The 12,124-nt window shown below is 72.0% G+C and carries 13 protein-coding genes and 1 pseudogene; 11 read left to right on the forward strand and 3 right to left on the reverse strand.

Annotation, left to right across the window (positions count from 1 at the left end; all coding sequences use genetic code 11):
* Positions 1–124: 124 nt before the first annotated feature.
* Both ACWD0Y_RS34290 and ACWD0Y_RS34295 read right to left on the reverse strand, forming a co-directional pair.
* A complete protein-coding gene (locus ACWD0Y_RS34290; RefSeq protein ID WP_450264177.1) occupies positions 125–421 on the reverse strand; it encodes a hypothetical protein in 297 nt (98 codons plus the stop codon).
* A gap of 16 nt (positions 422–437) precedes the next feature.
* Positions 438–2,108 carry a sodium:solute symporter family protein gene (locus ACWD0Y_RS34295; protein WP_450264178.1) on the reverse strand — a complete coding sequence of 557 codons (1,671 nt, stop codon included), beginning with the start codon at positions 2,106–2,108 and terminating at the stop codon, positions 438–440.
* A gap of 205 nt (positions 2,109–2,313) precedes the next feature.
* Between ACWD0Y_RS34295 and galT the strand changes: the two genes are divergently transcribed.
* The 4 genes from galT (at position 2,314) to ACWD0Y_RS34315 (ending at position 6,632) form a co-directional block, all read left to right on the forward strand.
* Positions 2,314–3,384 carry a galactose-1-phosphate uridylyltransferase gene (gene galT / locus ACWD0Y_RS34300; protein WP_450264179.1) on the forward strand — a complete coding sequence of 357 codons (1,071 nt, stop codon included), beginning with the start codon at positions 2,314–2,316 and terminating at the stop codon, positions 3,382–3,384.
* Complete coding sequence (galE, locus tag ACWD0Y_RS34305) at positions 3,381–4,349, forward strand: UDP-glucose 4-epimerase GalE (RefSeq protein ID WP_450264180.1); 969 nt, start codon at positions 3,381–3,383, stop codon at positions 4,347–4,349. The genes galT and galE overlap by 4 nt, the downstream gene beginning before the upstream one ends.
* On the forward strand, positions 4,346–5,536 hold the full coding sequence (gene galK / locus ACWD0Y_RS34310) for a galactokinase (RefSeq protein ID WP_450264181.1): 1,191 nt from the start codon (positions 4,346–4,348) through the stop codon (positions 5,534–5,536). Before galE ends, galK begins: the two co-directional genes overlap by 4 nt.
* 328 nt (positions 5,537–5,864) lie before the next feature.
* Positions 5,865–6,632: a LuxR C-terminal-related transcriptional regulator gene (locus ACWD0Y_RS34315; RefSeq protein WP_450264182.1), complete on the forward strand. Its 768-nt coding sequence runs from the start codon at positions 5,865–5,867 to the stop codon at positions 6,630–6,632.
* Here the strand turns inward: ACWD0Y_RS34315 and tamR are convergent.
* A complete protein-coding gene (gene tamR / locus ACWD0Y_RS34320) occupies positions 6,591–7,088 on the reverse strand; it encodes a MarR family transcriptional regulator TamR (protein ID WP_450264183.1) in 498 nt (165 codons plus the stop codon). The two genes, ACWD0Y_RS34315 and tamR, sit on opposite strands and share 42 nt — an antisense overlap.
* An 88-nt stretch (positions 7,089–7,176) precedes the next feature.
* On the opposite strand from tamR, the gene ACWD0Y_RS34325 reads away from it, so the two are divergent.
* The 7 genes and pseudogenes from ACWD0Y_RS34325 to ACWD0Y_RS34355 all read left to right on the forward strand — a co-directional run.
* Positions 7,177–7,992 carry a trans-aconitate 2-methyltransferase gene (locus tag ACWD0Y_RS34325; protein ID WP_450264184.1) on the forward strand — a complete coding sequence of 272 codons (816 nt, stop codon included), beginning with the start codon at positions 7,177–7,179 and terminating at the stop codon, positions 7,990–7,992.
* Between the two features lie 80 nt (positions 7,993–8,072).
* The gene (locus tag ACWD0Y_RS34330) at positions 8,073–8,258 is read left to right on the forward strand and encodes a hypothetical protein (RefSeq protein WP_450264185.1); all 186 of its coding nucleotides are present in this window, start codon (positions 8,073–8,075) and stop codon (positions 8,256–8,258) included.
* Positions 8,258–8,974: a hypothetical protein gene (locus tag ACWD0Y_RS34335; RefSeq protein ID WP_450264186.1), complete on the forward strand. Its 717-nt coding sequence runs from the start codon at positions 8,258–8,260 to the stop codon at positions 8,972–8,974. The genes ACWD0Y_RS34330 and ACWD0Y_RS34335 overlap by 1 nt, the downstream gene beginning before the upstream one ends.
* A complete protein-coding gene (locus tag ACWD0Y_RS34340; RefSeq protein ID WP_450264187.1) occupies positions 8,971–9,954 on the forward strand; it encodes a DUF6895 family protein in 984 nt (327 codons plus the stop codon). Before ACWD0Y_RS34335 ends, ACWD0Y_RS34340 begins: the two co-directional genes overlap by 4 nt.
* Entirely contained in the window at positions 9,951–10,880 is a 930-nt protein-coding gene (locus ACWD0Y_RS34345) for a DUF6895 family protein (protein ID WP_450264188.1), read from the forward strand. The genes ACWD0Y_RS34340 and ACWD0Y_RS34345 overlap by 4 nt, the downstream gene beginning before the upstream one ends.
* On the forward strand, positions 10,877–11,938 hold the full coding sequence (locus tag ACWD0Y_RS34350; RefSeq protein WP_450264189.1) for a serine hydrolase domain-containing protein: 1,062 nt from the start codon (positions 10,877–10,879) through the stop codon (positions 11,936–11,938). The genes ACWD0Y_RS34345 and ACWD0Y_RS34350 overlap by 4 nt, the downstream gene beginning before the upstream one ends.
* Before the next feature lie 108 nt (positions 11,939–12,046).
* A pseudogene (locus ACWD0Y_RS34355) lies at positions 12,047–12,124 on the forward strand (RtcB family protein); the annotation flags it as partial.

Genomic DNA, 12,124 nt, shown 5'->3' on the forward strand with positions numbered 1-12,124 from the left:
GCGGCCTGCGCCGGCTCCCCTCCGGCCGCCCGCTCCTGGGGCTTTCCGCCGCCGCCCACACCCGCGCAGGCGGGGCCGGACTTCCCCGGGTGAAGTCCGGCCCCGCCCGGGCGGGTCGCGCGGACTACTCGGCGGGCCCGGTGGGCTGCGCGGGTCCGGCCGGCGGCGGGACGATCGGGCGCAGCTTGAGCCAGGCGAGGAAGAAGAGGCCGAGCGCCAGCATGGCCAGCCCCGTCCACAGGTTGATGTTGACGTCCTGGGCCTTCTTCAGGTCCGCGTCGGACGCGGTGATCCCGGCGATCGTGACGATCACGCCGTAGACGGTGAACAGGCCGCCGATGATGCGCCGGATGTCGAAGAGGCGTGCCGCGGTCGCGGACTTGCTCTCCAGGTCGGAGACTTCGCGATGCAGTTCAGACATTTTTCCTGGCCTCCGGTCAGAAGGAGTAGGGGACGTAGCAGAGGGCGGCGATGACGATCGCGCCCCAGCCGAGGAGGGCGGGCCTGCGGTACCAGGCGTCGTCGCCCTCGGCGGGCGGCTCCTCGAGACCCGGCGAGCGCGTTCCGTACACCAGGCCCGCCAGCTCGGCCTCCGGCTTCGGCGCGGTGAAGAGCGTGACGACGACCATGACCACCGCGCCGGCGACGAAGCCGACGATCGCGGAGACGAAGTTGGCGCCCTGGTCGGACGGGATGTCGACGATCCCCTGCTTGTAGATCCAGAAGTAGTTGACCATCGCGGCCGCGGTGCCCGCGACCAGGCCCCAGACGCCGGACTTCATCGAGGCGCGCTTCCAGAACATGCCGATGATGAAGACCACGAACATCGGGACGTTGAAGAAGGAGAAGAGCGTCTGGAGGTAGCTCATGATGTTGGAGAAGCTGGCGGCGATGAAGGCCGTGCCGATGGAGGCCAGCACGCCGATCGCCGTGATCAGCCGGCCGAAGCGCAGGTAGTACGCGTCGTCGCGGCCGGGCTTCACGTACTTCGCCCAGATGTCGCTGGTGAAGACGGTGTTGAACGACGACACGTTCGCCGCCATGCCGGCCATGAACGCGGCCAGCAGACCGGTCACCGCGATGCCCAGCACACCGTTGGGCAGCAGCTCCTGCATGAGGAGCGGGATCGCGTCGTTGTACGTCAGGTCCGAGCCGGCGGTGCCGATCTTCGGTACGAGCACGGCGGCGACCAGGCCCGGGATCATCACCAGGAACACGATGAAGATCTTGGGGAAGGCGGCGATCAGCGGCGTGCGCTTGGCGGCGGAGAGGTTCTTCGCGGACAGGGCGCGCTGGACCTCGGCGAAGTTGGTGGTCCAGTAGCCGAAGGAGAGCACGAAGCCGAGGCCGAGGACGATCGTCAGCCAGTTGGCGCCCAGCGGGTTGGCGTCGCCTATGCCCGTACCGCCCCAGGCGGTGAGGAAGTCGCCGCCGTGGTTCTTCTCCAGTGAGCCGGTCAGGCCGTCCCAGCCGCCGGCCCGCTTCAGGCCGAGGACGGTGAGCGGGATGAGCGCCGCGAGGATCACGAAGAACTGGAGCACCTCGTTGTAGATCGCCGAGGAGAGGCCGCCGACCGTGATGTACGCGAGCACGAAGAAGCCGGCCACGACGATCGACACCCACTGCGGCCAGCCGAGCAGCGCCTCGACGACGATCGACAGGGCGTAGAGGTTCACGCCCGCGATGAGGATGGCGGCGAAGGCGAAGAGGACCGAGCTCAGCAGGTGCGCGGACCTGTCGAAGCGCTGGAGCAGGAACTCGGGGACCGAGCGGACCTTGGAGCCGTAGTAGAACGGCATCATCACCAGGCCGAGGAAGACCATGGCGGGGATGGCGCCGATCCAGTACCAGTGGACGACCGCCACGCCGTACTGCGCGCCGGTGGCGGCCATGCCGAGGATCTCGGTCGCGCCGAGATTCGCGGCGACGAACGCCAGACCGGTGACCCAGGCCGGCAGCGACCGGCCCGAGAGGAAGAAGTCGAGGCTGGTCTTCACGCTGGCCCGGGCGGCGAACCCGATGCCGAGGACCACGGCGAAGTAGATCGCCAGAATCGTGTAGTCGAGCCCGTTGGTGGGGAGCCGAAGCCCTTCGGCCAGGTAGTGCATGGAGACCTGCTTCGTCTTCGTCGAGCGAAAGGATCGGAACGGAACCTACGCCTCCAAATAGCGAAACTGAATACTTTTGGTGGTGTTCTTTGTTGGATCGTGATGGAAAGCTGGGCGAGAGTCGGGGCGGGACTGTTGACTGTGCTGTTTGCTCGTGGTTTGTTGTGTTCGGTTATGTTCGGTGGGTGTGATGAGGAGCCTGCGTGTGAAGAAGACATCGACCCGGCTGGCCGACGGCCGGGAGCTGCTCTACTACGACTCCCGTGACGACGCCGTGCGCGATGCCGTCGACCAGCGGCCCCTCGACCCGATCGCGACCACCTCGCAGGTCCGCCACGACCCGCTGCTCGGGGACTCCGTCGCCGTCGCCTCGCACCGCCAGGGCCGCACCTACCACCCGCCCGCCGACGAATGCCCGCTCTGCCCGTCGCGCGACGGCCGGCACAGCGAGATCCCGGCCGCCGAGTACGACGTGGCCGTCTTCGAGAACCGCTTCCCCTCGCTGGCCGGGGACGCGGGACGCTGCGAGGTGGTCTGCTTCACCTCCGACCACGACGCGTCCTTCTCCGCCCTCACCGAGGAACAGGCCGGCCTCGTCCTGGAGGCCTGGACCGACCGGACGGCGGAGCTGGCCGAACTGCCACAGGTGCGGCAGGTGTTCTGTTTCGAGAACCGGGGCGCGGAGATCGGCGTCACCCTCGGCCACCCGCACGGCCAGATCTACGCCTACCCCTTCGTCACCCCGCGCACGGCCCTGATGCTGCGCTCGACGGCCGCGCACCTGGCACGGACCGGCCGCAACCTCTTCGACGACATCGTGGCGCGCGAGCGCGCCGAGGGCACCCGGGTGGTGCTGGAGGGCGAGCACTGGGTGGCCTTCGTGCCGTACGCCGCGCACTGGCCGTACGAGGTGCACCTCTACCCGAAGCGGCGCGTGCCCGACCTGCGGGCGCTCGACGACGGCGCGCGCACAGAGTTCCCACAGATCTATCTGGAACTGTTGCGCAGGTTCGACCGGATCTTCGGCCCCGGCGAGCCGCCGACGCCGTACATCTCCGCCTGGCACCAGGCACCGTTCGGCGGCCTGGACGGCGTGGACGGCGCGGAGGGGCTCGACCGACACGAGTTCGGGCTCCACCTCGAGCTTTTCACCATCCGACGTACTTCGGGCAAGCTGAAGTTTCTCGCGGGTTCCGAGTCCGGCATGAATGTGTTCATCAACGATGTGCCGCCGGAGGCCGCGGCAGCGCGACTGCGAGAGGTAGCGAGCGAGTGAAGCAGAAGTACCTGGTCACAGGCGGTGCGGGATACGTGGGCAGCGTGGTCGCGGCCCATCTCCTGGAAGCCGGTCACGAGGTGACCGTCCTCGACGACCTCTCCACCGGCTTCCGGGAGGGCGTCCCGGACGGCGCCGCCTTCGTCGAGGGCCGCATCCAGGACGCCGAGCGCTGGCTGGACCCGTCCTACGACGGCGTCCTGCACTTCGCCGCGTTCTCGCAGGTCGGTGAGTCCGTCGTCGACCCCGAGAAGTACTGGGCCAACAACGTCGGCGGGACGCTGGCGCTGCTCGCCGCGATGCGCGGAGCGGGCGTGCGCAAGCTCGTCTTCTCCTCGACGGCGGCGACGTACGGGGAACCGGTCTCCACGCCCATCACGGAAGCGGCGGCGACCGCGCCGACCAATCCGTACGGCGCCTCCAAGCTCGCCGTCGACCACATGATCAGCGGCGAGTGCGCCGCCCACGGGCTGGCCGCGGTCTCGCTGCGCTACTTCAACGTCGCGGGTGCCTACGGGGCGTACGGGGAGCGGCACGACCCGGAGTCCCACCTCATCCCGCTCGTCCTCCAGGTCGCCCAGGGGCGGCGCGAGGCGATCTCGGTGTACGGCGACGACTACCCGACCCCCGACGGCACCTGCGTCCGCGACTACATCCACGTCGCCGACCTCGCCGAGGCGCACCTGCTGGCGCTGGGCGCGGCCGAGTCCGGATCCCACCTGATCTGCAACCTCGGCAACGGCAACGGCTTCTCGGTCCGTGAGGTCGTGGAGACCGTGCGCAAGGTCACGGGGCACCCCGTCCCCGAGGTCATGGCGCCCCGCCGGGCCGGCGACCCGGCGGTGCTCGTCGCGTCCGCCGAAGCGGCGCGCGAGAAGCTCGGCTGGAACCCGTCCCGCGCGGACCTCGCGGGCATCATCGCGGACGCGTGGGCGTTCGCCCGCCGGGAGGAGCAGGACGTATGACCGCCACCACGGCCACCGGCACGGACGCCACCGCGGCCGCCGCGGCCGCCGTCACCGAGACCTTCACCGAGCTGTACGGCGCCGGGCCCGACGGGGTCTGGGCGGCCCCCGGCCGCGTCAACCTCATCGGCGAGTACACCGACTTCAACGACGGCTTCGTGATGCCGCTCGCCCTGCCGCACACGGCGGTCGCCGCGGTCGCCCGCCGTGACGACGGCGTCCTGCGGCTGCACTCGGCGGACGTCGACGGCGGCGTCGTCCAGCTCCGCCTCGACGAGCTGGCCCCGCTGTCGGACGGCGGCTGGGCGGCGTACCCGGCGGGCGTGGTGTGGGCGCTGCGCGAGGCCGGGCACCAGGTGCCCGGCGCCGACCTGCACCTGACGTCGACCGTCCCCACCGGCGCGGGCCTGTCCTCGTCGGCGGCGCTGGAGGTCGTCACCGCGCTCGCCCTCGACGACTTGTACGAACTGGGGCTCAGCCGCCCGGAACTGGCGCGGATCGCGCAGCGCGCGGAGAACGACTTCGTCGGTGTGCCCTGCGGGATCATGGACCAGACGGCGTCGGCGTGCGCGGTCGAGGGCCACGTGCTGCACCTCGACTGCCGTTCGCTGTCGATCCGGCAGGTCCCCTTCGACCTCGCCGCGCACGGCCTGTCGCTGCTGGTCGTCGACACCCGCGTCAAGCACGCCCTCGGCGACGGCGCGTACGCCGCCAGGCGGGCGGGGTGCGAGGAGGGCGCGCGGGTGCTCGGGGTGAGCCACCTGAGGGACGTGCCGTACGCCGGCCTGGACGAGGCGCTGGAGCGGCTGGAGGACGAGACGGTACGGCGCTACGTCCGGCACATCGTGTCGGACGACCACCGGGTCGTGCGGATCGCGGAGCTGCTGGCGGGCGGTGACGTGCGGGCGGTCGGGCCGCTGCTGACGGAGGGTCACGCCTCGCTCCGCGAGGACCTGCGGGTGTCGTGCGACGAGCTGGACCTGGTCGTGGAGTCGGCGGTCGCGGCGGGAGCGCTGGGGGCGCGGATGACGGGGGGCGGATTCGGCGGCTCGGCGATAGTCCTGGTGGAGTCGTCGGCGGCGGACACGGTCACGGAGTCCGTCGAGGCGGCCTTCGCGGCGAACGGGCTCGCCTCGCCCCGGGTCTTCCCGGCGGTCCCGTCCCGGGGTGCGCACCGCGTCGCCTGAGCCTGCCGCGGCGTCTCCTGCCGGCTTTTGCCCCCTTCCGTCTCCCCGCTGAACGGGAGACACCCCCCGGCCACCCCGGCCGGCCAGTTCCGCGAATCGCCTCCGGCGTCCCGCCCCCCGCCGTACGCTGAAGCAGAGCGCCGGTGGGGGCCGGTGCTCGGTCAGGGGGCGAGACAGTCGGGTACGCCGTCCGGGGTGGGCAGTGCCAGGTGTGCGGCGGCGGCCGTGCGTCCGGACCGCCCGCTTCCCCGGGCGTCGTACCCGCAGGTGGTCCGCCTTCCCGGGGGTCCAGGGGGGACACCCCGGTCAACACGGCATGGGGGTGTCTGTGGCTCGTATCCGGGTACTGGTGGTGGACGATCACCGCATCTTCGCCGAGTCGCTCGCCGCGGCCCTCGCCGCCGAACCCGACGTGGAGGTCTCCGCGGCCGGCAGCGGCCCTGCCGCGCTGCGCTGCCTGGAGCGGGCGGCGGCGGAGGGCCGTGGGTTCGACGTCATGCTCGTCGACGCCGACCTCGGGGCCACCGCCGCGGCGGTGGCCCGCGCCGTGCGCGTGCCGGAGCCGGGCGAGGACGTGCCGGTGGACGGCATCTCCCTGGTGGCGGGCGTCCGTACCGGCCGGCCGTCCGTCCGTCCGGTCGTACTCGCCGAGAAGGACGACCCGCGCCGCGCCGCCCTCGCCCTCCAGGCCGGGGCCTCGGGCTGGGTCGCCAAGGACTGTTCGCTGCAACGCCTGCTGGCCGTCATCCGCGGCGTACTGCGCGACGAGACGCACCTGCCGCCCGCGCTCCTGACGGGCGTACTGCGGGAGTTGACCGCCGCCCGCAAGCACCGCACCGAGAGCGAGCGGCTCGTCGAGTCGCTGACGCCGCGCGAGCGCGAGGTACTGCGGTGCATGGTGGCCGGGCTGGGCCGCAAGGCGGTGGCGGAACGTCTCTACCTCTCCCCGCACACCGTGCGTACGCACATGCAGAACGTACTGGGGAAGCTGGGGGTGCACTCGACGCTCGCCGCGGTCGCGCTGGCGCGCCGGGCGGGGGTCGGGCCGGTGGACCTAACCGGGGATGTTGTCGAACGGGGCGGTCAACTGGCGTAGCAGGCCGGCCAGTTCGCCGCGCTGCGCGCGCGAGAGCTCACCGAGGATGGCCCGTTCCTGCGCGAGCAGGCCGGCGAGTGCCTGGTCGGCCCGGTCGCGTCCCTCGGCAGTGAGCCGCACCAGCACCCCGCGGCGGTCGCTGGGATCGGGCAGCCGCTCGACGAGCCCCTTCTTGGCGAGCCGGTCGATGCGGTTGGTCATGGTGCCGGAGGTGACCAGGGTCTGGGTCAGCAGCTGGCCCGGCGAGAGCTGGTACGGATCGCCGGCGCGCCGCAGCGACGTCAGCACGTCGAACTCCCACGGCTCCAGCTGGTGCTCGGAGAAGGCTGTGCGGCGGGCGCGGTCGAGGTGGCGGGCCAGCCTGGAGACACGGCTGAGGACCTCGAGTGGTTCCACGTCGAGGTCGGGGCGCTCGCGGCGCCATGCAGCGACCAGTCGGTCGACCTCGTCCTCCATGACGATCAGTGTAGTTGGTCTGTCGACATGAAGTCTCTTGTATCCGAGAATCTTGACATCGAGAGAAGTGGTCCGCAAGGCTGCCGCCATGACCGTACGACCGACCTGGGACCCGGACCAGTACCTCCGGCACGCCGGCCACCGCACCCGGCCCTTCCTCGATCTGCTCGCCCGCATCGGTCCCGGTCCCGGCGCCGGGCCCGCCCGCATCGCCGACCTCGGCTGCGGCGCGGGCAACCTCACCGCGCTGCTGGCGGAGCGCCGGCCCGCCGCCCGCGTCACGGGCTACGACAACTCCCCGCAGATGCTGGAGCGGGCCCGGCGGTACGCGGGGCCGCGCCTCCACTTCGTCCACGCCGACGCCGCCACCTGGGCGCCCGGGGCCGGAACGTACGACCTGATCGTCTCGAACGCCCTCCTCCAGTGGGTCCCGGACCACGCCGGCCGCTTCCCGGTCTGGCTGGACGCCCTCACCCCCGGCGGCACCTTCGCCTTCCAGGTCCCCGGCAACTTCACCGCCCCCAGCCACACGATCCTGGCGGCCCTGCGCGACTCCCCGCGCTGGTGCTCCCGCCTGCGCGGGGCGGGCGGGAGCGCGGCGGCCGTGCTCGAACCCGGCGCCTATCTCACCCGCCTCGTCGCGCTGGGCTGCGAGGCCGACGTGTGGGAGACGACGTACCTTCAGATCCTCCAGGGCGAGGACCCGGTCCTGGACTGGGTGAAGGGCACGGCCCTGCGCCCGGTCCTCACCGCCCTCGCCGACGACCCCGCGGCGAGCGAGGCGTTCGTCGCGGAGTACGCCCGGGCCCTGCGCGCCGCCTACCCGCCGGGCCCGCACGGCACGGTCTTTCCGTTCCGGCGCATCTTCGCCGTCGCCCGGAAGAAGACCACCGCGCGATGTTGAAATGCGGATTTTCCTTCCGTTTGCAGCCAATTGGGACACGTGCAAACCTGGTGATACCGCCTCAATAAGGAGATGGTCCCATGATGATGGACCGCACTTCCCACGTCGAGACGGCCGCTCTGACCGCCGAGGTCGAGGGGTTGCTGGATTCGGCCGAGCCCGAGGGGTTCTTCCGCGACACGCGTGAGTGCAGCGCCGTGCTGCTGCTCGCCGGGGCCATGAAGAGTTCACCGCCGACTCCCCGCCCGAAGAAGGAATCCCGTTAATGGCGGATGCGTTGGCCGAGCAGACGGGAGCGGGGGCAGTCCCGCTGAGCGCTGTGATCGCCGATGCTGCGAACGGAGTCGTCCTCGCCCTCCGGGGCGAGGGCGACCCCTATGCGCTCTCCCGCCTCCTGCGGCAGGGCGACGCGCTGGCGTCGGCCGCGCTCCGGGTGCTGGGCGCCGACGCGCTCGCACCGTACGCGCTGGACCACCGGGCGACGCCGGGGGGCGCGGACGACGAGGCGGTGGTACGGGAGGCTTTGGCGGCGTACCCGCCGGGACCCGGCGCGTCGGAGGTCTCGGTGTGGAGCTACCGGGGACTGGTCGAGGCGTCGCACGCCTTCCTGCCCGGTGGCGCGGACCACTGGCCGCAGGCGCCGCGGGCCGGATCGGCCTGGGTGACCGACGACCCCTGGCCCAGGTTCTCCCACCGGACGTCACAGCTGGCCGCGCTCGCGCTCCCGGGCATCGCGACGGACCTGGCCGGCCGGCTGGCGCCGCGCACCGACGACCTGGCCCGTGGTTTCGTCCGGGCAGTACGCCGCAGGGACTGGCTCCAGGCCGCCGGCCTCGGGCGCTGGCTGGCCCGGCTGGGGCAGGTGCCGCCGACTCTCGGCCTCGACAACGGGCTGGTGTTCGTACGGCACATGAGCGACGGAGACGCCCGGGTGGCGCTCCATCTCGCGGCGGCGCGGCAGTTCTACGGGCGGGGTGGATGACCGGCGCCACGGCCGCCCCGGCGCTGCTGCTCGACCGCATGGCCGGTGACAGCCTGGGGTGGCTGGACCGGGCGCGCGCGCACTTCCGGCTGCCACCGGACGTCACGACCGACGCCGACCCCGATCTGTCCCTCAAGCCCTTCGGAGAACTGGCCGAACTGACGCACCTGATCAGGACGTCACATCCGCGCGCCGACCTGCGCTCGGTGGCGGACGGACTGTTCGCCTTCGCCTGGAGCGAGACCCGCGACGGGAAACTGTTCGCCGAACTGATCCGCGGCGAGCCGCATGCGACGTATCCGGTGGAGATCTACGGGGTCTTCGCACAGGCCGGGCTGCGCGACACCGCCGTGGACGAGCTGCTGGCGACGACAACAGGGCTGCGCAACTGGCGGATCGCCCGCGGGGACCACACCCGGACGCTCTCCGTCCTCAACGCCGAGCAGCGCATCGGCCTGCGCCGGCACGCCGATTTCCGGGCGGTGCTGGAACTGACCGGCCTCGGCCTGACGCCGGAACCGTGGACGCTGGACCGCAAGGCGGCGTACGGCCTGACCCATGACGTCTTCCACCTCACCGACTGGGGCCGCGCCCGCGGGCGGATGTCCCGGCCGCTCGCCGGCTATCTGCGACTGTGGCTCCCCGCCTGGCTGGAGAGCTGGCTGGACGAGGAAATGTGGGACCTGGCCGGTGAGTTGCTGGCCGTGACGGCCTGCCTGCCCGCCGCTCCGTACGATCCGGTGGCCTGGCAGCGGCTGGCCGGAGCGCAGGCGCCGGACGGCAGCGTGCCTGCGATGGGCGCCGCGCCGCCCGAGGGCGACCGCGCCGGGGCGTTCGCGGCCTGCTACCACGCCACCCTGGTGACCGCCTTCGCCGCCACCCTTGCCCGTATCGCCCTGGACGAGAGCGCGGCCGCACCGGACGAGACCGTGACGACGACCGCCGGGCGGCGGATCCACGAAGACGAGGTGGCCCCATGACCGTCACATCCGCAGCCGCTTCCCCCGCGCTGCTGCACGGCATCGGCGACCGGGCTCTGGCCTGGCTCGACGACCACCGTGAGCACTTCCGGCTGACCCCCGAGGACCGGGCCACCAGCAGAGGTGTCATCGAACGGCTCAAGCCCATCGGCGAGTTGTCGGTCAACCTGCGGGTGCTCTTCCGGGAAGGCGTGGCGGGCTCGCACCAGCACACCCGCGCCGGGCACCTGCTGGACTTCGCCTGGCGGGAACTGCTCGACGGCGGCAGTGTGCTGACCGCCTTCCAGCACGAAGAACCGTTCTCCTCCGTACCCCTGGAGATCTATTCGACCTTCCACGAGCTGGGTTTCCGTCACCCGGGACTGGAGTCGGCCGTGGAGGCCAGCCGCCGCACCCTCACCTGGTCGGCGCTGGAGATGGTGCCCAACCGGCGGCTCGGCGTGATCAATTCCGAACGCCAGACGGGCCTGGTGCCGAGGGAGGACTTCGACCGGGCCGTGAGCCGCACCTGGCTGGGCCGGCTGCCCGAACCGTGGACCGTGCAGTACCACATCGCGTACGACATCACCCACACCGTCTTCCACCTCACCAACTGGGGCGAGAAGCCGGACGGCATCCCCCCGGACATCGCCTCCTATCTCGCGCTGTACCTGCCCGCCTGGATCGAGGACTGGGCGGACCTCGAACACTGGGACCTGCTCGGCGAACTCCTCGTCGTCGACACGTGCCTGCCGCGGCCCGTACTGGACGCGGAGATCTGGGAGCGGTACGCCGCCGCGCAGTGCGACAGTGGGGCGATGCCCTTCCACCACGGCATGCCGGACGGCGACGCGGCGGAGGTCTTCGACATCGTCCACCACCCCACCATGGTCGCCGCGTTCGCCTCCGCGATGGCCGTCTCCCGTGCCATGTCCACCACGCGATGAGCACGTTCGCACCCGCCGCCAGGACGTCCGTCACCCCGCTCGCGGTCCGCCTCGCGGACACGCTCACCGCGATCCGCGCCCCGGACGTCGTGCTCGCCGTCACCCGCCACGGCCGGCGGACCACCATCACCGGTGGCACCGCGCCCGCCCCGGCCGTGCCGCGTCACGCGCTGCGCTACGAACTCGGTTCGATCACCAAGACCTTCACGGTGCTGCTCCTCGCCCACCTCGCCCGCTCCGGCGTCCTGAACCTCGACGACCCGCTCGCCGCCCATCTGCCCCGACTGCCCCTGCGCCACCCCGACTCGCGCCGCATCACCCTGCGCCACCTGGCCACCCACACCGCGGGACTGCCCCGCATCCCGGGCGACCTGACGCCCCGTGCCCTGCTGCGTCCGAACGTCGACGGCTACGCCACGTACGACACCGAACGCCTCCTGCGCACCTTCGCCCGCACCCGGCCCCGCCACCGCCCCGGCACCCGCTGGCACTACTCCAACTTCGGGGTGGCCCTGCTCGGCCCCGCCATGGCCCATGCCACCGGAACCGACTGCCCCACTCTGCTCACCCGCCACGTGGCGCACCCCCTCGGCCTGACCGGCACCACCCTCGGCCCCGGCGACCCCGCCACCACCGCGACCGGCCACCGCGCGGACGGCACCACACCGGTCCCCGGCATCGGCATGGGCCCCTTCATCGCCGCCGGCGCCGCCCGCTCCACCCCTGCCGACCTGCTCACGTACCTCGAAGCACACCTCGACCCCGAGCGAGCGCCCCTGCCCCTGCGCCTGCCCCTGGGCGACGTCCAGATCCCGCAGCTGCGCCGCGGCCTCCGCCACCGCGACACCCACACACTGACCTGGTACCACCATCCGGCCCCCGGCGGGCCGCTGCTCTTCCACAGCGGAGAGACCTTCGGCCAGCAGGCGTTCCTCGGCTTCCACCCGGCCTCCGTGACCGGCGTCGCCGCCCTCGTCACCCGCCCGGGCCGCAGCTCCCGCCTGGTGAACACCGCCTACGAGCTGCTGTACGCCCTCGCCGCCGACTCCGCGCCCTGAACGAAGGCGCGCCCTGAACGCCGGTCTTGACCCGGTCGGCCGTACCGTCTGAGGCGAACACCTCCCGAGGCGGAGACGACGTGAGCGGGCCTCCTCACCGGTGTCCCCGGCGGCGGCGCCTTCCACTCCACCTGCCACGGCGCCGGCCGCGTGATGAGCCGGCACCAGGCCGAGCGCACCGTCGGC

This window comes from Streptomyces altiplanensis (assembly GCF_053591575.1).

Bases quoted from the DNA above. Each gene is read 5' to 3' on its own strand.
- tamR (WP_450264183.1), bottom strand. From the start codon at position 7,088: ATGGAGGACGAGGTCGACCGACTGGTCGCTGCATGGCGCCGCGAGCGC.
- ACWD0Y_RS34340 (WP_450264187.1), top strand. From the start codon at position 8,971: ATGACCGGCGCCACGGCCGCCCCGGCGCTGCTGCTCGACCGCATGGCC.
- ACWD0Y_RS34350 (WP_450264189.1), top strand. From the start codon at position 10,877: ATGAGCACGTTCGCACCCGCCGCCAGGACGTCCGTCACCCCGCTCGCG.
- ACWD0Y_RS34330 (WP_450264185.1), top strand. From the start codon at position 8,073: ATGATGATGGACCGCACTTCCCACGTCGAGACGGCCGCTCTGACCGCC.
- ACWD0Y_RS34335 (WP_450264186.1), top strand. From the start codon at position 8,258: ATGGCGGATGCGTTGGCCGAGCAGACGGGAGCGGGGGCAGTCCCGCTG.
- ACWD0Y_RS34325 (WP_450264184.1), top strand. From the start codon at position 7,177: ATGACCGTACGACCGACCTGGGACCCGGACCAGTACCTCCGGCACGCC.
- ACWD0Y_RS34345 (WP_450264188.1), top strand. From the start codon at position 9,951: ATGACCGTCACATCCGCAGCCGCTTCCCCCGCGCTGCTGCACGGCATC.
- ACWD0Y_RS34295 (WP_450264178.1), bottom strand. From the start codon at position 2,108: ATGCACTACCTGGCCGAAGGGCTTCGGCTCCCCACCAACGGGCTCGAC.
- ACWD0Y_RS34290 (WP_450264177.1), bottom strand. From the start codon at position 421: ATGTCTGAACTGCATCGCGAAGTCTCCGACCTGGAGAGCAAGTCCGCG.
- galK (WP_450264181.1), top strand. From the start codon at position 4,346: ATGACCGCCACCACGGCCACCGGCACGGACGCCACCGCGGCCGCCGCG.